Raw genomic sequence first — 20,236 nt, forward strand, 5'->3', positions numbered from 1 at the left:
TGGGTTTCGGCCGCCACGGTCGAGTTGTCACGTGCATACTCACACTACAGCGAGAGCTCACAAAAGCAACGATTTCACTCTCTTCCCATAGATCCGATGTCCGTCCTACGGGAGTTGTTTTGGCCTACACATCGCAGATTGGAGCCGGAGGAGCATGGGCTCCTATGGCCAGATCGCCAGTTCAACCCGGAAGGCTGTGCACGTCAGAAAACGACTAGCTTGGATATATTAATCAGCACTACAAGAGTGCAGGGCGCACCAACCAAGAGCAGTAGTGTACAATAATAGTGCATATTGTATACAAGATAGTATACGATCGTGCGGTGGTTGTTGTGCAAACCTCTTCGGCCACTACCTGGCCAAAATACAGGGTGTGACGCTAGGTCAACATATAAATTTATGGAGCTGTCATAATGGCAAAATTTAAAAACCGCTAGAGAGCGCATAATCTTTTTGTCGTCGTGGCTGTTCCAGACATAACACACTTATAAACAATGCGATAGGTGCGATCCAGGATCCCGCCATTACGAAGGTTGGCGCGTGCAGCCTCCGGTGGTGACGATAGTTGGCACGGATCCTGCTTTCCATTGGGTCAGACCACCAACTGTTGAGGAAAACTAGATGAAAAAGTCAGTGTTGTCCCTGTCCGCGTTAGCGCTGCTCACTTACTCTTGCTACGCATCCGCGTTCACCGGTGCTATTTACGGTGCATCTCCCACTGTCGTAGACGGTTTTAAATTCAATGGCTTTCTTCGATCGTTTTATTTCTACAACGCTTACAATGACTCGGAAAACCAGCGAGCATTTGCGGTCGGTGGGATTTTGAATGTCACAACGCCGACATTATTAAATTATTTTTCCGGTGGCTTAAGTTTTTTTACGGCACACAATCTGGGAATATATAACCAAACAGCTAACTCGTATGATCCCCTATTGATGGGCGACAAGTCGTCGATAAATTCGTTAGGACAAGCTTATGTTCAGTTTGACTATCACAACAAAGTCGTAGTTCGTGCGGGTGACCAGATGCTACACAATATGCCCTGGTTACACAGTCATGATCCGATGTTGCTCCCAGACTCGTACCAGGCAGTCTACGCCCGTATTCAGCCATACAAAGGTGTAAGATTAATTGGGTTGCGCGAGTTTAAATGGCAGAGCCGAACGTCAAATCAGTATTACCCGGATAACTATTACTACCCAAATACTTACGATGGTGATTCTTTATATGGCGGGTTCGGAAAACTTCCAACTTACGCGCCTTCAACAGCGGGTACTCTAGCTTTCGGCGCGACTTATAACAAAAGGGATTACGATGCAAACCTCTGGTACTACGATTTTTATGGATTCGCAAAAATGTTTTATGCTAGCGGTGGCGCGAGCGATAGCTTTGGTGATGTGAAGGGAAACCTGCATGCTCAGTTCTTGCGCGAGTATGGTAGCCATTCATTTCTCGGGAACGTGGACTCAGTGACGTATGGCGCAAAAGCCGGCTTAGCGTATGGTCCAGTAGGCATTGGGTTGGCTTATAACCAAAATAGTCCAAAACCTGGCTCGTTCCTAAACGGCGGTGTGGTCAGCCCATACAATATCGGCGCACTCTATACAAACTCAGTTATCGTGGGTTTAGTACAGCTAGGAGGCGGGCACGCATATCAGGTCGCCGCATCGTACCAAACTCCGTGGAATGTTTCGACCAACTTGAGCTACGCGGATTACCATACCGTAGTTGGGCACAGTACGGAGCTTGATTGGATTCTGAACTTAGATCTGAGCAAGGTTCTTAAGAACTTCTCCATAACCAACTTGCTGAGCTTTGATACTGGAGCTGCAGCACCAGGTGGTCGGGATGCTTATTTCGAGCAGTTTGATGTTCAATATCTATTCTGAACCGACATGGAGGTCAAAATCATGAAGAGATGTATTGTAAAATGGCTAATATTCTCTATTTTCAGCATCTTCTCTTTCTCGGCGGCATTTGGACTGGCAGACGCGTCGGTGGCTTACGCCAAGTGGCACGGGGATTTGAACGTTGGCGCTCCGGAGTGTGCACATTGTCTCGCTATGGCGCTTTTAGGGCCGATAATTGATGGGCATAAAGTTAGTTTTCATCCCTTTAGTGCTCTTAGCCCCCTCGTTTCGTCATTGATAACTGGCCGTATTCAAATCGCACAAGTTGATTATCCAAGCTTGGTGTCGCTGGCCTCGAAAGATGTACCAATTGTAGCGATAAGCGGCGAGGTGAACGGAGGATCAGACTTTGTACTCAACTCGCGAATAAAGATTACACCCAACGATTGGAATAGGTTACGACAGGCAATTCAGAAACTCGTTACCGGAGGGAAAACTTTTTCGATAGCATCACAATACGGTACGGTTCAAAATGTCGACATCCGTCTAGCCCTAGTCAAACACGGGATTCCTCTTGAAGATGTTAAATTTATTAACGTTCCATTTCAAGGTATGGCAGGTGCACTCCAGAGCTATGAAGTAGACGCTGCGGTTCCGGTTCAACCTGTTGCGGCGCAAATAACAATGTCTCATATCGCGGACCATTTTTCCTATCTTGAGAATCAACCAGCTGGAAACCTGACTAACGTAGTTATCGTCACTAGGACATTTTATAAGGCGCACCCGGCGTTAGTAGATCATATTGGCTCCGCTATGGTTCATTTGGTAGAGTATATCAAAACTCCAAGCGGGAGACGCGCGTGGGAGTTGAAAATTGAAAAGTATACAGACTTCAGCTCTGCGGTCGTCAAACACGCGATGGCAACTCTTGTCCCTGACTACAAGATGCCATTAGGAAAAATTGGCGTGATAGGAGTCAATATGTTTCAGCAAGGCTTGATTTCACGAAAGATGGATGCGAGTGAAATGAAACACTATGTTAACTATGGGCCTCTTATGTTCGCTACGAAATCGTCAGCTGCCACGTTAGGGCAACAAAGCTGAAGTGCCGCATTTAACGTTAACGTTCGCACCCATTTTGGTGATAAATACGCAGAGACAATCTTTCTGGTCTCTGCCTATAACAGTTTTTCCTAGGAGATTTGATATTGAATACATTGATTCTTAATCCGAATACGTCTCTTCGCATCAGTCAGATCCTGCACGACGAGGCACGCTGCTACGTAACGGATTCCAGGTGCCTAAAAGTCGCCAACGTGACGGGTGGAGTAGAATACATTAGCACTCCACTGGAGTCTATAGTTGCGACTAATTATATGTTGCAATACATCGCTGATAATCACGAGAGATTTGATTGCATAATTGTAGGAGCGTTTGGCGACCCTGGTGTTCAACAAATCAGGAGATATCTTGAAATTCCAATCATTGGTCTTACCGGTAGCTCTCTGGCACACGCGAAAATGCTACGTGATCGTGTGAGCCTTATTTCATTAACCTCGGCTTTTCGCGAGTGGTATTCCGATGTTATTTCTTCGCTAGGTTATAACTCGTTGGTTTCTCAATACCTGTCCGCCGAGGTTGATATGGAGATCGCAGTAAATAGAGATCGGATTAAGTTGGCACGGGCCGCAGTGGATATAATATTGAGTAATGTTCCCAGGCAAAATGCTGTCGTTCTCGCGGGTGCGCCCTGGGCCGGGATCGCGAACATGATCGCAGGCCAGATACCCAATCCAGTATTTGATGGCGTTGAATCGTCGTTGTTGTTTTGCAATGCACTTTATTCATCTCGCAATAAAGTGGAACCCAATAAAAAGGTCGTACAGGGTGTTAAAAATGTGTCTGGGCTGTTGCCTGCAGTCGCAAATTTCATAAACGCGGCCAAATGGTAGCCATTGGAGGCGTGTTATGCAGTCGTTATCGCAGGAAAATGGACAATCATGTTGTGGGACAATGGTTGAAAAAGTCATCTATGAGTTAGAGAGGATCAAGCGCGATGCGAGGTTTAATTCAGTTATTTATGTTGATCAGAGTGTCTCTCTAGAGCTGGCGCGCGAAGCCGATAGTAGAAATGCTAGAGGAGAGATAAGGCCGCTTGATGGGCTTACCTTTACTGTTAAAGATAATTTATGGATTAAAGGTTGGAAGTCAACATTCGGCTCTATTCTATATAAAGATTTTATAGCCGAAGAGTCTTCATGGATTGTTGACCGCCTGATCCAGAGCGGCGCTATACCCATAGGTATAACTGCGTGCTCTGAGCTTGCATGTATGGGTGTGACGAACACCCCGTTGCATGGCATTACCGCCCATCCGGCGGATCTCAGCAAAACTCCGGGCGGTTCCTCTGGCGGCGCTGTTACTGCAGTCGCTCGTAACATCGGCGACTTCGCGGTTGCAACGGATGCGGGCGGGTCGATTCGGCGGCCAGCGGGTTTATGTGGCGTGGTTGGTTTCAAACCTACCTTGGGAGCAATTCCGAATCCTAGAGGGTTCAAAGATCCCAATTTTCTGTTAAACACAATCGGCTTCATCACTAGGGAAGTTCATCTTGTCAAGAGGCTTTTCGAACATTCAGTGTCTGTCTGTTGCGACGATCCACTGAGCGTGCCCATTCTCTCTGCCGACATTCGGAAGAAGTTCAATCCAGGGTGTGTTAGGGCGGTGTATATACCAACGCTTGGCGGTTTCAAAGTTGACCAACACGTCTCGAAGAACGTGTCAGCTGCTGTCGATTTACTTCGTGGTCATGGACTAGACATTGTAGAGAATGATAACCTGTTAGGGCGTAAAGTCGAGCCATATGAATTGCTATCACTTCAAAATGCGGCTCTCGCTGCATTTTATTCTCAGCATTCTGAAATTCTTCATCCCAACCTACAAGAGCAGATTGAGTTGGGTAAGTCAGTGACGCCAGAGCAAATCTTTTTGTCCCTTCTCAAGTTTCAAGCTTTATCTGCTATGGTTGACAGGGTGTTTGATCAGTATGATTTTTTGTTTACCCTTAGCAATCCCGTTACGGCCTGGGAGCATGCGGATCTTTCCCCCCGTTACATTGGGGGGGAACTAGCTTCTCTCAGGGACCACGCGGCTTTCACGCCATTATTCAACTACGCTGGCTGTCCCGCGATTAATATCCCCCTCAAGAGATCTGATAAGATGTTGTCCGTGGGCATCCAGGTAATTGCTCGCAAGTATAGGGATTGGGAGTTGTTAGATTTCGCTGAGCACATTTCGGAGATTATCTGAGTGAAGCGCTGCGGCCCTAGTTTTATAATACAAGTACATTCCTCTCAGCCATTCTTAGCCGTCAATCGGACGGGTGTATGGTCAATACACACATTGAGCAGGCGCTGTGGAAGCTCGGACTGCGAATCGGTAATCCCATTGCACACACAGACGTACATCTTTGCGATCCTCTCAGCATCTCCTGATCAGATTGCATGAGAATGAGAGTGGTTGTCAATACCATTCTCTTCCCACCAGAGGAAATCAAATCTGTCCGGTCAGGAGCAGAAATTTTTCTTGCAAGGAGTCAGGGGATTCCGGGTTGGCGGGGTCGAGTTCAATGCAGTCCACCGGACAGACCTCCTGGCATTGTGGGGTGTCGTAATGGCCGACGCACTGGGTACAGAGACCAGCCTCTATGACGTAGATTTGCGGCCCCATATGGATGGCACCATTGGGGCATTCCGGTTCGCAGACATCACAATTGATGCAATTGTCGAGAATATGCAAAGACATGAGGGCGATCCAATAACGAAGTTGGACTGATTCTACTCTTTTCTGGCGTTAGGGGGCAAAACGCTGGCGAAGGGCATCAGCGACAACGGGCTGGACAAAGGCGCCCACGTCCCCGCCTAGGCGACTGATTTCACGCACTAGACTCGATGACAAGAAGGTATGGGCATCTGAGGTCATCAAAAATAGTGTCTCGACTTGCAGATCCATGCGCCGCTGGATCGAGGCCAACTGAAATTCGTGCTCAAAATCCGAAACTGCACGCAGGCCACGCAGAATGACCCGCACCCCTTCGGCTTGCAGAAGATGCAGGAGAAGGCCCTCAAAGGGGCGCACTCGCACCCCCGCAATCCCTGCCAGACACGCCTCGGCCAGTGCCACCCGCTCGGCGAGGGGAAAGATGGTCTGCTTGGGAGTTTCGGCCGCCACCGCTACAACGACCTCGTCGAAAAGCCCTACGGCTCGGCGCACTAGGTCCTCATGCCCCAAAGTGATGGGATCGAAGGTGCCAGGGTAGACGATGCGACGCGGGCTAGTGACCTGACTCATACTGCACTCCTCTGCTGATGTAACAGGAGATAGTGACTATCGCCACAACGACCCTCGCGATACAACTGCCAGGCTGGCGGCAGGTCACTTTGCTGCCAAAGCTCCGCGGCACATGCCTCCAGATATAGCCATCCACCCAGGCGCAACGCACTATTTTCGCCCAACAAGAGTGGGCGCAAACGCTCTGGCCAGCCATTTGCAAAAGGGGGATCGGCAAAGACGATATCATAGCCATGCACAAGCCTGGGTAGGGCCACTAAGGCATCCTGAGCGAGCAGATTCTTCTGGGCTTCCAGACCACAATGGGCAAGGTTTTGCGCCAGGATGCGCTGGTGTGCCGGCGAGTTCTCGACAAAGTCCACGCGCGCCGCGCCGCGCGACCAGGCCTCCAAGCCCAGGGCGCCACTACCGGCGAAGAGGTCGAGCACTACGGCACCGGCAATTTCCGTCGCCAGCCAGTTGAACAGACGCTCGCGCACCACCCCAGGTGTTGGACGCATACCCGCGCCACTTGCTGTCTGTAATTTCTTGCCGCGGAATTTTCCGGCAATGATGGCAACCGTCATCAAATCCCCAAGAGATTGTTAGATCTCGCCCTTCGCGAGATAATGCGGGCCAACAGAGACAGTGAGGTTGACCCAAAGATCATGGTTTTTGCTTGGTTCAAGCGTAACAAAAGCGCTCCCGAAGAGGAAACGCCCCCCGCAACCCAAACGGAAGAACTGAGCCAGGAAGAATCTGTAGGGGAAATGCCTCTCGCAGACTCTACGCAGGACAGCAGAGATGAGCCAGCAGGCACGGAAGATGCCGCTGCCCCGCCAGGCACGCAAGCGAACCCATCCATCCCTGAGATCATGGAAGAAGTGGAAAACCCCACTCCGCTCTCAGCCCCCGACCAAGTGGAGGAGCTGGCGGAATCCGACTCTGCTGACTTGGCGTCCGCGGAGGAAGCCCCCAAAAAAAGCTTCTTTGCCCGTCTTACATCGGGGCTCAGCCGTTCGCGTGCGCAACTCAGCGAAGGCGTTGCACGCCTCGTCCTGGGTAAAAAAGAAATCGATGACGAGTTGTTGGAGGAGCTGGAGGCCATCCTCTTGCAGTCGGATGTTGGTGTGCCGGCTACCCGCAGCATCATGGATGCCGTCACCCAAAAGGTACGGCGCAAAGAGCTAACCGACCCGGCGGCGTTACAGCAGGCCATCCGCCAGTCCCTCCTTGACCTACTACAGCCACGTTGTGAGGCTTGGGCGCCGAGAAAAGGGGAAACCCAAGTGTTGATGATGGTGGGCATCAATGGGGCTGGCAAGACCACTACCATTGGCAAATTGGCGGCACGCTGGAAGGCTACTGGTTTTCAGGTTTTGCTCGGGGCTGGTGATACCTTCCGCGCGGCGGCGGTCGAACAGTTGCAAGGCTGGGGCGAGCGGGTGCAGGTGCCAGTGATTGCCCAGGGCAGTGGTGCCGATAGCGCCTCGGTGATCTTTGATGCCTTTGCTGCGGCACGTTCGCGCGGTGCCGATCTCCTAATTGCCGATACCGCCGGGCGACTACACACCCAAGGCCACCTCATGGAAGAGCTGAAAAAGGTGAAGCGCGTCTTGGGCAAACAAGACGCCACCGCACCCCAACAGATCTGGCTGGTGCTGGATGCCGGCACCGGACAAAATGCGCTGCAGCAGGCCCAGCAATTTCACGCTGCGGTCGGCCTGACTGGTATCTGTATCACCAAATTGGACGGCACCGCCAAGGGCGGCGTCGTTGCCGCCATCGCCCAGGCGCTGCCCATTCCTATCCGGTTCATTGGTGTTGGCGAAGGGGTGGAAGACCTCCGACCTTTCGATGCCGAGGCCTTTGTCGATGCCTTGTTTGCGCGGGAGCCCGCATGATTGAGTTTATCAATGTTACCAAGCACTACCCGGGGCGTCGCCACGTTTTGCGCGAGCTCAATCTGCAGCTCGGAAAAGGCGAGATGATCCTGCTTACCGGCCCCTCTGGCGCGGGCAAGAGCACCTTGCTGAAACTGCTCACACGCTTGGAGGCGGTTAGCCACGGTACCTTGCGCGTCGCCGGGGTAGATCTAGCCACCCTGCGCCGCCGCCATATCCCAGCCTACCGGCGGCGAGTTGGGGTCGTCTTTCAGGACCACAAATTGCTCATGGACCGCACGGTCTACGCCAATGTCGCCCTTACCCTACAGGTTGCCGGCATGTCGGCGCGGCAGCTCGACCATCGGGTGCGTGCCGCGTTAGATAAGGTCGGCTTGGGAGAACACTGGCGCGAATTTCCGGAAACCCTCTCTGGAGGAGAACAGCAGCGGGTGGGGATCGCCCGGGCCATCGTGCACACGCCCGAGATCCTCCTTGCTGATGAGCCAACCGGCAACCTCGATCCCGAATTGAGTAACGAAATTTTAGATATGTTTCGCGATTTTTACCGGCACGGCACTACGGTGCTGGTGGCTACCCACGACCAAGGTCAGGTCGAACGCATGGGATTGCGTACCCTGCACCTTGCCCATGGACAATTGCAGGAGAAAACATGAGCTTCCACGTCCGCTTGCAGGCCCTCGGCAATGCCCGTGATACCCTCCTGCGTCAGCCCATCGCCACTGCGCTCACCATCATCGCCCTAGCAGTAGTGTTTGCTTTGCCGGTCGGTTTGTTTACGGCGTTGAGCAACCTGCAACAGCTCCTCGCCAGTTGGCACAACCAGGCGCAAATTTCTCTGTATCTGCATGATGACGCGAGCCCGCAAGCCATTGCGCAACTCCGCAGCCAGTTACGGCAAAGCCCTGGCGTGGTGGCTGTACGCTTCATCGACAAAGACCAGGCCCTAACCGACTTTCAGCACTATGCAGGAATGACCGCCGCCATCCATACCCTGGGCGCCAATCCGTTGCCGGCCTCCCTGATTGTTGAGCTAAATCCCCTGGCCCAAAGCCCTGGCACTCTGGAGGCACAGGTACAGCAATGGAGTCACGAGCCCATTGTGCGCAGTGCCCAATCAGACTTGAAATGGGTCGCGCGGCTACAGGCGATCGTCGCCCTCGGCACCCGTGCGGTTTACATTTTGGCCATTTTGTTGGCACTGGGCGCGGTCTTGGTGATGGGTAACACCATCCGTCTGCATATCGAGCAGCGTCGTGATGAAATTGAGATCAGCTCGCTGGTTGGCGCAACGAAAGGCTTCATTCGCCGCCCCTTTCTGTACCAGGGCTTGATTCAGGGTATCCTCGCTGGTTTCCTCGCCTGGTTGATTGTGGCCATTGCCTTTGCTGTGTTACAGGCGCCGGTCAGCCACTTGGCCAGTCTCTACGGTACGAACTTCCCCTTACACGCCTTGACCCCAGGCGAGGGGCTTCTCTTGGTCTTCATCAGTGCTGCACTGGGCTGGTTAGGCTCGCTGGTGGCGGTTGGCAGACACCTCGACAATACCGTCTCTTGAAATCTGCAAAGCTCGTCCCAATATGAAAGAAGATTGTTCGAGTAAACCTTTGCCCCTGGCGCTGGTCTATACTGAGGACGGAAACGGGAGACAGGCAATGAACGAATTGGCGGTCATGAACAGGGATTTGGCGAGTGTTGACGGAATGGCGGCATATCTGCGCTTCGTCAATGCGCAGTCGCTCCTGAGCGCCGAGGAAGAGCGGGATTACGCCCAGCGTCTGCGCGAACAGGACGACATGGAGGCAGCCAAGGCACTGGTGCTGAGTCACCTGCGTTTTGTCGTGCGTGTCGCGCGCGCCTACCGCGGCTATGGCTTGCAGGAAGCGGACCTGATCCAGGAAGGCAACATTGGTTTAATGAAGGCGGTCAAACGCTACGATCCCGATCACGGGGTGCGCTTGGTGTCCTTTGCCGTGCACTGGATCAAAGCCGAAATGCACGAATTCATCCTGCGCAACTGGCGCATCGTTAAGGTTGCCACCACCAAGGCGCAGCGAAAACTATTCTTCAACCTGCGCTCCAGCCGCACGGATACGGGCTGGATGAACCAGGCGGAAAGCGCGGCCATCGCCGAGGAGTTGGGGGTAACCCAACACGAAGTGCTGGAGATGGAAGGTCGCATGGCGGGCTACGATTATTCCCTCGACCAATCGAGTGAAGATGAAGAGGGCCACGCCCGTAGCTTTGAGCTTGCGGATCCGGCCGATTCTTCCGTCGATCAGGTCATCGATAGCGACTGGGATCGTTCACGCGAACGGGGTTTGCGTAGTGCGCTTGCGGCCCTCCCGGCGCGCGATCGCTACATCATCGAAAACCGCTGGTTGAGTGACGAGCCCAAAACCTTGCAGTCTCTGGGTGATGAGCTTGGGGTCTCCGCCGAGCGCGTGCGGCAACTGGAAAAGAGCAGCATGAACAAACTGCGGCAACGTCTTCTCGAAAATGTTGCGGCTTGATGCCATCAGTCACTGCGCTGGTTTTTCACATCGATGAGGCAGGGCGTTGGCCTTTGCTTTTGGGTAATTTGCGCAACGCCTTGCGTGCCGACCCAGCGACGAAATTGCGCGTAATCGCTAACGGAGCGGCACCCATCCCCCTGTGGGCCAACGGCCTCTGGCGGCGCGAAACTGCGGCCTTGATCGCCCAAGGGGTAGAGTTTTTCTTTTGTCAGAATAGTTTGGTGGCCTACGAGCTCGATGCCGCAGACCGCCCGGAGGGGAGCCATTTGGCACCTGCTGGAGTCCTCGCCTTAGCCGAGGCACAGCAGCAGGGTTTCGCCTACATCAAGCCCTAGTTTCTGCTCCCTTCTCCCTTTTCTTAGGCAGAGTCATGGGAGGGTTCCTTTGCTAGTCCATCATTTGTGGATAAGCGCTGTCATTATTGTTGTTGCTGGCCTGTTGTGGTGGCTGCAGCGCAGTTATTTTCGTCATTACCCGCACAAGGGATCGTTACCTTTTTACCTGCTGCGGGTGCTTGCGCAGCTCGGCATTTTGCTGAGCATAGTTTTGGCGCTGGCGATCGAGTGGGGCATGCCCAAGGCGGGTTTGCGACTTGCTGGGCACTACTTTTTGGATGGCTTCACGATTAGTGGGGTGAAGATCAACCCGGCGCACATCGTCGCTGCCATCATTATCTTGGCGCTATTGTTGCGCTTGGTGGAGTTCGTCACCCAGCGTCTGGACCATTTTCTCGGCATGTTTTCTCTGGATAGTGGGGCGCGTTACTCCCTGGTTACCCTGAGCAAATATGTTGCCATTATTCTTAGCCTGGCTATTGGTCTGAGCTTGGCCGGTGTGCCGCTCGGCAAGTTTGCGCTGATCGCCAGCGCGCTGTCGGTGGGCGTTGGTTTTGGCCTGCAGACTATGGTGAACAACTTCGTCTCTGGCATTATTTTGATCTTCGAGCGGCCAATCAAAGTCGGTGACTGGATTGCGGTGGGCAGTACTGAGGGTTACGTCAAACGCATCAGTATCCGCTACACCCTGATCTTAACCTTCGATCGTACGGAAGTTTTTATACCGAATTCCGAGATCATCTCTGGGCAGGTGACCAACTGGATGTATTCCAACAATGTATTACGTTTGATGCTGCCCTTCACGGTCGAGCATGAAGCGGACTTGCAACACGTAAAAGAGGTGATGGTGAAGGTGGGGCAGCAGCATCCCGACGTCATGCAGGACGACCCAAGTATCATTCCCCCCTCGGCCCTGATTCTCGACGTAAACACCAACGGCGTCGTGGTCTACCTGCGCGTGTATATCAGCGACTGCAACCTCGCCTTCAACGTGCAGACCGACCTGCGCGCTGGCGTGATGGAGGCCTTGCTCAGCAATGGCGTCCCCGTCGCGCGCCAGCAGCAAGATGTACGCATTCTCAACAGCCACTTCGAGCCCCTGCGTCTGGTAGCAGACGCCGAGGCTTAAAGAATATAGCGGGATAGATCTTCGTCTGCGGCCAGCTCGTTCAAGCGGCCGTCGACATATTCCGCATCAATGTGCAGGGGTTGGCCATCGTGGTCGGGCGCCTGAAAGGCAATCTCTTCCAGCAGGCGTTCCATTACGGTATGCAAGCGACGGGCGCCGATGTTCTCCACCCGCTCATTCACCTGCTGGGCGATCTCGGCAATGCGGCGGATACCAGAATCATCGAACTCCAGGGTAACACCATCGGCAGCGAGTAGGGCGCTGTACTGACGAATCAGGGCATTTTCCGGTTCGCGCAGAATACGTTCCAGGTCGGCGGCCTGCAGGGCCTGCAACTCGACGCGGATGGGCAAACGCCCTTGCAGCTCGGGGATCAGGTCGGCGGGCTTGCTGAGGTGGAAGGCACCCGAAGCAATAAAGAGGATATGATCAGTCTTGACCACCCCGTAGCGGGTGCTGACGCTCGCCCCCTCGATCAGCGGCAGGAGGTCGCGCTGCACCCCTTCGCGGGAGACTTCCGCATTGCTATGCCCGCCACCGCGTGAGGTAACCTTGTCAATTTCGTCAATAAAGACGATTCCGTCTTCCTGAATGCGTTCCAGGGCCAAGCTGCGCACCTCGTCTTCATTGACTAGCTTGGCGGCCTCTTCCTCACATAAGAGCTTGCGTGCCTCGGCAATGGGAATCTTGCGCTTGGCAGTCTTTTGTGGCGCCATATTGCTAAACAAGTCGCGTAGTTGCGCACTCATCTCTTCCATGCCCGGCGGGGTCATGATCTCAACATTGGCCTTGGGTGCCGCCAGCTCGATTTCTATCTCCTGCTGATCCAGGCGCCCCTCGCGCAGCATCTTACGGAATTTCTGCCGTGTGCCCTCGTCCTGCCGTGGCACACTGCTGTCGCGCGGTCCGGGGACAAGGATGTCGAGCAGGCGGTCCTCAGCCAGCTCTTCGGCCCGTTGGCTATTGGCAGACTGACGTTCGGCACGCAACATATTGACGGAGATCTCTACCAGATCGCGAATGATGGATTCCACATCCTTGCCGACATAGCCCACTTCGGTGAACTTGGTCGCCTCCACCTTAAGGAAGGGGGCACTGGCGAGCTGGGCCAGGCGGCGGGCGATCTCGGTCTTGCCGACCCCGGTCGGGCCGATCATGAGGATGTTTTTGGGCGTAATCTCCTTGCGCAACGGGCCTTCCACTTGGGCGCGACGCCAGCGGTTACGCAAGGCAACGGCAACGGCGCGCTTGGCCTCGGCCTGACCGATGATGTATTTGTCGAGCTCCTGAACGATCTCGCGCGGGGTCATCTCACTCATTTTCATGGCAATTCTTCCACGGTACGCTGTTGATTGGTGTAGATGCAAATATCACCGGCAATGCCCAGCGCGTGCTCGGCAATGGCGCGGGCGGGCAGATTACTGTTTTCGAGCAGGGCGCGGGCAGCAGCAAGGGCGTAGGGTCCGCCAGAACCGATGGCAATGATGCCGTGTTCTGGCTCGAGGACATCGCCCTGCCCGGTGATGATCAAACTCTGGCTGCGATCGGCCACCGCGAGCATCGCCTCCAGGCGCCGCAGTACCCGGTCGGTGCGCCACTCCTTGGCCAATTCCACTGCCGCCTTGGCCAGTTGCCCTGGGTGCGCCTTGAGCTTGGCCTCGAAGCGCTCGAGCAAGGTGAAGGCATCGGCGGTGGCACCGGCAAAGCCGGTAAGCACGTCGGGTTCGATGCGCCGTACCTTGCGCGCGTTGCCCTTCATCACGGTGTTGCCAAAGGTGACCTGTCCGTCCCCTGCCATCACCACATTCTCTCCGCGGCGCACCGAGAGGATGGTGGTACCGTGCAGGGTCATTGCTTCACTCATGCGACTGCTCCTTGTTCTTGGCGTGCGGATGCGCCTCGTCATAGACCTGGGCCAGATGTTGATAATCCAGATGGGTATAGATGGCGGTGGTATCAATCTGTGCATGGCCCAAAAATTCCTGGATGGCGCGCAGATCACCGGAAGATTGTAATAAATGACTGGCGGCGCTATGGCGCAGGCTGTGCGGGTGCAGATGCTGCCCCAGGCGCTCGCGTCCCGCCTTGTCGACCAGATACTGCACGCCGCGCACTCCCAACGGGCGCCCCAGACGATTGAGGAAAAGGGCGTTCGCGGTGCTTTCCGGGCGCTGTTGTAAATAGCGCTGTATGGCTTGCCGCGCGACCTTGCCTACGGGCACGATGCGCTCCTTCTTGCCTTTGCCCACAACGCGCAGGAGGCCCGCCTCCAGATGCAAATCGCTGCGCTGCAATTGTACCAGCTCCGACACGCGCAGAGCGCTGGAATAGAGCAATTCGAGGATGGCTTGATCACGCACTTGCAAGAGATTGTCGCCCGCCTTAGCGCCTTTGTCGAGCAGCTCTTGCGCCGTATCGACCCCTAGCCAGTCGGGAAAGTGTTGCTCGCCCTTGGGCATGGGTAGACCACGACTGGGGTCTTCCAGGCGGGGGTTTTGCAGTCGTAACCAGCGGTACCAGGCGCGCAAGGCGGCAAAGCGGCGCCGCAGGCTACGCACGGATACGCCGCGTTGGCGTTCGCGAATCAGAAATAGCCGCAGCTGTGGGGCCTGGATGGCAGCGAAAGAATCGATGTTTTCTGCTGTAAAAAAGGACTGCCAGAGCGCGAGATCTTCACGGTAGGCTGCGACGGAATGAGCCGCCAGCCGTGCCGGCGCACTGCGCAAAAATGCCTCGATCTGCAGGTCGATGTCGCTAGGCATTACTACTGCTGGCAGAACAGCGATGCAGGGCGGCGGAAAACAGGCGGGAGATTTGTTCGAGCAGATCCGTCGCCATGTCCGCGCTATAGCGCTCAGGATCCTGACTTGCCAAAAGAATCACCCCGCGGCAGTCCTGAGCCTGCACGCTGATACTCGCGACCGAGCTGGGGGCGTGCTCTGCCGCGGGAAAATATTGGCGGAGATCGTCCTCACTGAGTTGCACTCCAGCTTGCGCCTCCCGGTCGCCGACCAGGCGTTGCCAAGTGCTTTCGTCAATGGCAATGGCGTCAAGCAAACCAGATTCGGGACAAGCCAACAAGGCAGAGGATTCCACGGCAAAGTCTTCGTCAAGACTGCGGTACAAGGCAGCCACACAAGCATCAGGATTCACTGCCAACAACAACTCGACCGCCAAGCGGCTCAGGTGGCGCCCGAGATCGGATTGTCGCCGCGCCTGGTCAAGGAGATTGTCGACGCAACGCTGCAAATGATCGCGCTCGTCGCGTAGGCGCTGCACCTGGCGTTCGAGTAGCGAGCTAGCAGAGCCAACGCCTAAATGCGGTAGCGTCAGCTCTTGCAGCAAATCCGGTTCGTGTACTAAAAATTCTGGGTGCGCCTGCAAATAGGTGCGGCACTGTGCGGCTGCCTCGTCCTGCATCCTTCAGTCGTCCTCCCAATGCGTGTCTACGTACTGCTCTGCCCCTGCGTGGATCTCCAGTTTGGCAATGAGAGTCGCCAGTTTTTCTAATTCCTCGGGCGCAAGTTTTCCAAGGAAGGAGATCTCTTTTGCCGGTGTTTGCAGATTGTGGGCAATGGCATCCAAAATTTGCTGGCTCATGCGCTTTCTCCTTGGGGAATCCAGGTACCGTCGAAGACCACCTGAGCGGGGCCAATCATGCGCAGATTTTGCCCCGGCCCCGCCCAGTGAATCTCTAGTGTACCCCCAGGGAGGGTGACTTGCACCGCCTCCGCCAACTGGCCCCAGAGCTGTCCTGCCACCACTGCAGCACAGGCATTGCTGCCGCAGGCGAGGGTCTCACCGGCGCCACGCTCCCAGGTACGCAGGCGCAAGTGCGCGCGGTCCTGAATTTCGAGAAAACCGACATTGCAACGCTCGGGAAAGGCAGGGTGGCATTCCAGTTCCGGCCCCCAGTCTCCCACCGGGGCGCTGACACAATCTTCCACCGCCAATAAGAGATGTGGATTGCCCATGCTCACCGCCGCTATATCGAGGCTTTTCCCGCGAAAGGGCAGCTCGTAGTGGATGGCCGGCGCGCTCGCACGAAACGGAATTGCGGCGGGCTCCAGAATGGGCACCCCCATGTCTACTTCTACCAAACCGTCCGGACGAATGGCGAGCAGCATCTGTCCGGCCCGGGTTTCCACGCGAATTTGACCCTTATTGCTGAGACCCGCGCGCCGTACGAAAACGGCAAAGCAGCGGGCACCATTGCCGCACTGGTTCACCTCGCTGCCATCGGCATTAAAGATGCGATACCGAAAATCACAGTCGGGATGTTCGGCGGGTTCCACCAGAAGGATCTGATCACAGCCAACGCCAAAGTGCCGGTCGGCAATCTGCCGACAATCCTGCGGCTGCAAAGAGAAGGACTGGCGTACGCCATCCAGGACCACAAAGTCGTTGCCGAGGCCGTGCATTTTGGTAAAGGCCCAAGCTTGGGCCAGTGTTTGTTTTTGATCTGCTTTTTGCGTCATTGTGCCAGTGTAGCAGGTTGTCGCAGCCTGCATAGAGTCTGCCGACCAGGGTGCAATTGGATTTCTTGACCAACGTTGCGGGAGGGCCTAGTTTTAAACCAACTGGTAGGAATGATTTGGAGGCAAGATGAAGATTGGATTTTTGGGTCTGGGACATATGGGTATTGGTATGGCTCGCCGCCTTCTGAATCCGCAAGACGAGTTGAAGGTCTATAACCGCAGCACGGCAGCTTCAGAAGCGCTGGTAGCCGCTGGTGCCAAGGCAGTCGCTCGCCCTGGGGCGATGGCGGATCGCGATCTCGTCTTTACGATGTTGGCCAACGATCAAGCGCTACGCGACGTAGTGCTTGCGCCAGGGGCTTTGTTGGATAACTTGCCAAAAGGCGCTACTCACGTGTCCTGTAGTACCATTAGTGTCGCTCTTGCTGCGGAGCTTGCCGAGCGTCATGCCGCCGCCGGGCAAAACTTTATTTCCATGCCGGTATTCGGGCGACCGGATGCCGCTGCGGCTGGCAAGCTGTTTCTTGTCGCTGCTGGCCCACAAGATCTGGTGGAACAATTACGCCCGATTTTTCTGCGCATGGGTCAAGATCTTTGGTGGATCGCACCGCAGGCAGAGCTCGCCAATCTGGTGAAACTGAGCGGTAACTTCCTCATTGCCGCAACCATAGAATCCATGGGCGAGGCGATGGCCCTAGTCGAGAAAGGTGGTGTGGACCGCCATGCCTATCTCGATTTTCTTACCCATTCGCTCTTCACGTCGCCAATTCATCGCAATTATGGCAGGCTCATTGCTGACCGCGCCGTACGCCCAGCAGGCGTTGCCGCGCCGCTTGGGCAGAAAGATCTACGCCTGGTTGGGGAAGCCGCAGAGAAATTGGCGGTGCCCATGCCTTTTGCTAGCGCATTGCGGGAACGTTTCCTTGGTCTTGCCGCGCGCGGCGAGAATGATGTCGACTGGGCAGCCGTGGGCGTCGAGGCAGCGCGGGTGGCAGGCCTGCACTCCGCTGCGGGCAAAAGCTGAAGAACGAGGCACCGTGGAAGATCAGAAGCGGCGAGCAATCGTCAGCAAGTCCCGTTGTTGGGATGGCGCGCATTGGCGAGAGCAAGAAGAGAATCTTGTCGAGGAGTTGCCTGTCTCGGTTTTGATTAACGGCGTGACGTATGCCGTTATGTTAGCAACACCGCATGACTTACAGGATTTCGCTTGGGGATTTTTGTGGACCGAGGCCGTTCTGTTTGCGCGAGAAGAAGTTCTGGCATTGGAGATGGAGAGTACGTCCGAAGGCGTTGCCATCTTCCTGCAGTTGACGGCAGAGGCAGCAGCGCGGGCAGAAAAACAGAGACGGAAGCTCCCCGGAGCCAGTGCTTGCGGGCTTTGCGGTCGCCCTGACTTTAGCGGGTTACAGCCTTTTACCCCGCTATCACCGCCCCAAAGCCCCCCGGATTTGGAACGGATTCGCGCGACCATGGCAGAACTCGTGGCGCAGCAATGCTTTCACCACGAGAATGGCAATACCCACGCAGCAGCCTTGCGTTTTCGTAGCGGCAGGATTCTCGTGCGCGAAGACATCGGCCGCCACAATGCCGTCGACAAGGTGATTGGTGCCGCCCTGATGCTAGGCGAGTTGCCAGGTTCGGCAGATGTACTGGCGGTTTCCTCGCGTCTGCCCTTTGAGATTGTGCGCAAGGCGCTATCCTGGCGCATCCCTCTAGTGGCGGCAATATCAGGTATCAGCAGCATGGCACTGCAAATCGCACAACAGAATCATGTGCAACTCGTTGGCTTCGTTCGGGAAGGGCGCTGCACAGTATATTGCGACAGCAGCTCCGATTCGCGAGCATAAAAAAGCCCGGAGCTACCGAGCATCGATTTGGCTGGGGGACGTGGATTCGAACCACGGTTAGCGGAGTCAGAGTCCGCTGTCCTACCGCTAGACGATCCCCCAATTGCGCTGCGTAGGGTAGCGAGTAATCGACCAATCGTCAATTGCATGTATGCGTCATGTATGCGTCTATCACCTTTGGCACTTGGGTTGGTGGCACCGGTCGTAAGCGCCAGATCCATACTCCGACTGGTGACGCCATCCCTGGATGCCCACGAGATCTGGCCGATTTCGACGCGGGATATGCCCCGTCACTGACCGGCAATATGGCGCCATTTGCCGTCCTCGATCGTCTCCTGCAAAGTGCACACCGGCGGGAGCTAAAGGGAGAGTCTTTGCGCCGTCGTCGTGACAGCCACACCATTTACACGGTAATAGTAATTACGCCCCTGGGCACCACGGCCACCCAAATTTGACCCATCGAGGGCACCCAGACATACAATATCGCCGGCCAGAAAGTTCGCTCTTCGGGAGTGCCGACGATCAACAGAATGCGCAAGCACCCTAGGCGCCCTTTTTTGGGACGGAGGATCTCCCCATGTCGCTCCATTTGTGGCTTTTGTATGCGGCCACGGTTTTTGTGATCTCGGCGCTGCCTGGGCCCAACATGCTGCTGGTCATGAGCCATGGGGCCCTCTACGGCTGGCGGCGGTCCACGCCGACCATGCTGGGTTGTCTGACGGCTTTGCTGATGATGATCAGTGTCTCCGTTGGCGGACTAGGGCTATTCTTTGCGGCGTGGCCAAAGCTCTTTGATGGTATTCGGGTGCTGGGGGCCATCTACCTGTTTTATCTGGGCTGGAAGTCCTGGCGGACACGGCGATGTCGCGATAACGCCCTACACAGCGCTTCCGGCGACGGGCGCAAAGATCGGCCTCTGAATCGCTTTTTGACGGGCTTTTGGGTGTCGGCCAGCAACCCGAAGGCACTGCTCTTCACCGTTGCCCTGGTCCCCCAATTTATGCGCAGTCAGGCACCGGTCCAAGGGCAATTTTGGGAATTGGTGCTGACCTTTACCGTGATTGAGTTTTCCTGGTATTCCACCTACTCGGCATTTGGTGCCCGGCTAGCACGCTGGCTGCGGGGCGCGCGTTCCACCCTCTATCTGCGCGCTGGCACGGGTCTGCTCTTTATGGCGCTCGGGACCACCTTGTGGATTTTGGCCCTGCTCCAGCTCCTTCACCGCTGATAGGGGGCGGGTCAGTCAGGCCGTTGCGGACGAAACCTTCCAGGTGCCGGGGGGGGGTGTCCCCAAAAATCGAAAGGACTCAGGAGAATCCTCCCAAGTCCTTGTTTTAACTGGTGGCGCTTCAGGGACTCGAACCCCGGACACGCGGATTATGATTCCGCTGCTCTAACCGACTGAGCTAAAGCGCCATGGCAGGCTGCACATTAAAGCGATTCGCGCTATACCTGTCAACATGAGGTAGCCTCGACCAGCAATGGCGGCGAAAGGAATGCACCGCCGGCTGGCCAACCAGCGCGGACTATCCCGGACAAAAGAACGGCCCAACAGGAAATGCCAGGAAGATCGCCCCGGTATACATCCAGCGCCAAGCATCAACTGCAGGGTAGGCATCGTGATGTAATCCTGAATACTTTTCTCGGTTCCTCCGGGTTTGATCACATCTTCGAAGAAAACGGCGATTCAAGTTTTTCCCACGGCGTGCCGTAGAGGAGGATACGCGACGACTTTATCAGCCGGGTCTCCCGAGTTCGACAGTTCAACGGCAAAAATCGTCAAATTCGTAATGCCACCCCAGCATTCATAGGGGTTTCAGCGCCTATTTTCGAAAACGTCTGTGGTG

Annotated in this window: 23 protein-coding genes and 2 tRNA genes; 14 read left to right on the top strand and 11 right to left on the bottom strand. The window is 55.3% G+C overall.

The window, feature by feature from the left end; genetic code table 11:
- Positions 1-621 precede the first annotated feature (621 nt).
- The 4 genes from AB4090_RS10635 to AB4090_RS10650 all read left to right on the top strand — a co-directional run bounded on the left by AB4090_RS10635 (position 622) and on the right by AB4090_RS10650 (position 5,160).
- Entirely contained in the window at positions 622-1,890 is a 1,269-nt protein-coding gene (locus AB4090_RS10635) for a hypothetical protein (protein WP_369573855.1), read from the top strand.
- Positions 1,891-1,911: 21 nt separating this feature from the next.
- On the top strand, positions 1,912-2,955 hold the full coding sequence (locus tag AB4090_RS10640) for an ABC transporter substrate-binding protein (RefSeq protein WP_369573856.1): 1,044 nt from the start codon (positions 1,912-1,914) through the stop codon (positions 2,953-2,955).
- A 104-nt stretch (positions 2,956-3,059) separates the two neighbouring features.
- The gene (locus AB4090_RS10645; protein ID WP_369573857.1) at positions 3,060-3,803 is read left to right on the top strand and encodes an aspartate/glutamate racemase family protein; all 744 of its coding nucleotides are present in this window, start codon (positions 3,060-3,062) and stop codon (positions 3,801-3,803) included.
- 16 nt (positions 3,804-3,819) lie between these two features.
- Positions 3,820-5,160, top strand: coding sequence for an amidase (locus AB4090_RS10650; RefSeq protein WP_369573858.1), 1,341 nt, complete (start codon positions 3,820-3,822; stop codon positions 5,158-5,160).
- 243 nt (positions 5,161-5,403) lie between these two features.
- Here AB4090_RS10650 and AB4090_RS10655 read toward each other — a convergent pair whose 3' ends face one another.
- From AB4090_RS10655 to rsmD, 3 genes are read right to left on the bottom strand one after another with little or no spacing between them, the layout of a single operon-like run.
- The gene (locus tag AB4090_RS10655) at positions 5,404-5,655 is read right to left on the bottom strand and encodes a YfhL family 4Fe-4S dicluster ferredoxin (RefSeq protein WP_369573859.1); all 252 of its coding nucleotides are present in this window, start codon (positions 5,653-5,655) and stop codon (positions 5,404-5,406) included.
- Positions 5,656-5,703: 48 nt separating this feature from the next.
- Positions 5,704-6,201, bottom strand: a complete 498-nt coding sequence (coaD, locus tag AB4090_RS10660) for a pantetheine-phosphate adenylyltransferase (protein WP_369573860.1) — start codon at positions 6,199-6,201, stop codon at positions 5,704-5,706.
- Positions 6,198-6,767, bottom strand: a complete 570-nt coding sequence (gene rsmD / locus AB4090_RS10665; RefSeq protein WP_369573861.1) for a 16S rRNA (guanine(966)-N(2))-methyltransferase RsmD — start codon at positions 6,765-6,767, stop codon at positions 6,198-6,200. The genes coaD and rsmD overlap by 4 nt, the downstream gene beginning before the upstream one ends.
- A gap of 42 nt (positions 6,768-6,809) precedes the next feature.
- Here rsmD and ftsY point away from each other — a divergent pair, with 42 nt between their 5' ends.
- The 6 genes from ftsY (at position 6,810) to AB4090_RS10695 (ending at position 12,064) form a co-directional block, all read left to right on the top strand.
- Positions 6,810-8,084, top strand: a complete 1,275-nt coding sequence (gene ftsY, locus AB4090_RS10670; RefSeq protein WP_369573862.1) for a signal recognition particle-docking protein FtsY — start codon at positions 6,810-6,812, stop codon at positions 8,082-8,084.
- On the top strand, positions 8,081-8,740 hold the full coding sequence (gene ftsE / locus AB4090_RS10675; protein ID WP_369573863.1) for a cell division ATP-binding protein FtsE: 660 nt from the start codon (positions 8,081-8,083) through the stop codon (positions 8,738-8,740). Before ftsY ends, ftsE begins: the two co-directional genes overlap by 4 nt.
- Positions 8,737-9,642, top strand: a complete 906-nt coding sequence (gene ftsX / locus AB4090_RS10680) for a permease-like cell division protein FtsX (RefSeq protein ID WP_369573864.1) — start codon at positions 8,737-8,739, stop codon at positions 9,640-9,642. The genes ftsE and ftsX overlap by 4 nt, the downstream gene beginning before the upstream one ends.
- 97 nt (positions 9,643-9,739) lie before the next feature.
- On the top strand, positions 9,740-10,597 hold the full coding sequence (gene rpoH / locus AB4090_RS10685; RefSeq protein WP_369573865.1) for an RNA polymerase sigma factor RpoH: 858 nt from the start codon (positions 9,740-9,742) through the stop codon (positions 10,595-10,597).
- A complete protein-coding gene (locus tag AB4090_RS10690) occupies positions 10,597-10,935 on the top strand; it encodes a DsrE family protein (protein WP_369573866.1) in 339 nt (112 codons plus the stop codon). Before rpoH ends, AB4090_RS10690 begins: the two co-directional genes overlap by 1 nt.
- A 49-nt stretch (positions 10,936-10,984) precedes the next feature.
- Positions 10,985-12,064: a mechanosensitive ion channel family protein gene (locus AB4090_RS10695; protein WP_369573867.1), complete on the top strand. Its 1,080-nt coding sequence runs from the start codon at positions 10,985-10,987 to the stop codon at positions 12,062-12,064.
- Here AB4090_RS10695 and hslU read toward each other — a convergent pair.
- Genes hslU through dapF form a run of 6 tightly spaced genes read right to left on the bottom strand, consistent with a single transcriptional unit; the run spans position 12,061 to position 16,542 of the window.
- Positions 12,061-13,383, bottom strand: coding sequence for an ATP-dependent protease ATPase subunit HslU (gene hslU / locus AB4090_RS10700; RefSeq protein WP_369573878.1), 1,323 nt, complete (start codon positions 13,381-13,383; stop codon positions 12,061-12,063). The genes AB4090_RS10695 and hslU overlap by 4 nt on opposite strands.
- A 2-nt stretch (positions 13,384-13,385) precedes the next feature.
- Positions 13,386-13,928 (bottom strand): ATP-dependent protease subunit HslV, encoded by a 543-nt coding sequence (gene hslV / locus AB4090_RS10705; RefSeq protein ID WP_369573868.1) that lies wholly within the window; start codon positions 13,926-13,928, stop codon positions 13,386-13,388.
- Positions 13,921-14,826, bottom strand: coding sequence for a tyrosine recombinase XerC (locus AB4090_RS10710; protein ID WP_369573869.1), 906 nt, complete (start codon positions 14,824-14,826; stop codon positions 13,921-13,923). Before AB4090_RS10710 ends, hslV begins: the two co-directional genes overlap by 8 nt.
- Positions 14,819-15,484 carry a DUF484 family protein gene (locus AB4090_RS10715; protein WP_369573870.1) on the bottom strand — a complete coding sequence of 222 codons (666 nt, stop codon included), beginning with the start codon at positions 15,482-15,484 and terminating at the stop codon, positions 14,819-14,821. Before AB4090_RS10715 ends, AB4090_RS10710 begins: the two co-directional genes overlap by 8 nt.
- 3 nt (positions 15,485-15,487) lie before the next feature.
- Complete coding sequence (locus AB4090_RS10720) at positions 15,488-15,664, bottom strand: hypothetical protein (RefSeq protein ID WP_369573871.1); 177 nt, start codon at positions 15,662-15,664, stop codon at positions 15,488-15,490.
- Positions 15,661-16,542: a diaminopimelate epimerase gene (gene dapF, locus AB4090_RS10725; RefSeq protein WP_369573872.1), complete on the bottom strand. Its 882-nt coding sequence runs from the start codon at positions 16,540-16,542 to the stop codon at positions 15,661-15,663. The genes AB4090_RS10720 and dapF overlap by 4 nt, the downstream gene beginning before the upstream one ends.
- A 127-nt stretch (positions 16,543-16,669) precedes the next feature.
- Between dapF and AB4090_RS10730 the strand changes: the two genes are divergently transcribed.
- Complete coding sequence (locus AB4090_RS10730; protein WP_369573873.1) at positions 16,670-17,566, top strand: NAD(P)-dependent oxidoreductase; 897 nt, start codon at positions 16,670-16,672, stop codon at positions 17,564-17,566.
- A gap of 13 nt (positions 17,567-17,579) precedes the next feature.
- Positions 17,580-18,389 carry a formate dehydrogenase accessory sulfurtransferase FdhD gene (fdhD, locus tag AB4090_RS10735; RefSeq protein WP_369573874.1) on the top strand — a complete coding sequence of 270 codons (810 nt, stop codon included), beginning with the start codon at positions 17,580-17,582 and terminating at the stop codon, positions 18,387-18,389.
- A gap of 28 nt (positions 18,390-18,417) precedes the next feature.
- Here the strand turns inward: fdhD and AB4090_RS10740 are convergent.
- Positions 18,418-18,491: transfer RNA gene (locus AB4090_RS10740), tRNA-Gln, on the bottom strand.
- Positions 18,492-18,547: 56 nt separating this feature from the next.
- Between AB4090_RS10740 and AB4090_RS10745 the strand changes: the two genes are divergently transcribed.
- The gene (locus tag AB4090_RS10745; protein WP_369573875.1) at positions 18,548-18,844 is read left to right on the top strand and encodes a hypothetical protein; all 297 of its coding nucleotides are present in this window, start codon (positions 18,548-18,550) and stop codon (positions 18,842-18,844) included.
- A 122-nt stretch (positions 18,845-18,966) separates the two neighbouring features.
- Positions 18,967-19,617: a LysE family translocator gene (locus AB4090_RS10750; RefSeq protein WP_369573876.1), complete on the top strand. Its 651-nt coding sequence runs from the start codon at positions 18,967-18,969 to the stop codon at positions 19,615-19,617.
- A 111-nt stretch (positions 19,618-19,728) separates the two neighbouring features.
- On the opposite strand, the gene AB4090_RS10755 is transcribed toward AB4090_RS10750, so the two are convergent.
- Positions 19,729-19,805: transfer RNA gene (locus AB4090_RS10755), tRNA-Met, on the bottom strand.
- Positions 19,806-20,236 lie beyond the last annotated feature (431 nt).

It is taken from the genome of Acidithiobacillus sp. IBUN Pt1247-S3, from assembly GCF_041146875.1.
Lineage (GTDB): Bacteria > Pseudomonadota > Gammaproteobacteria > Acidithiobacillales > Acidithiobacillaceae > Igneacidithiobacillus.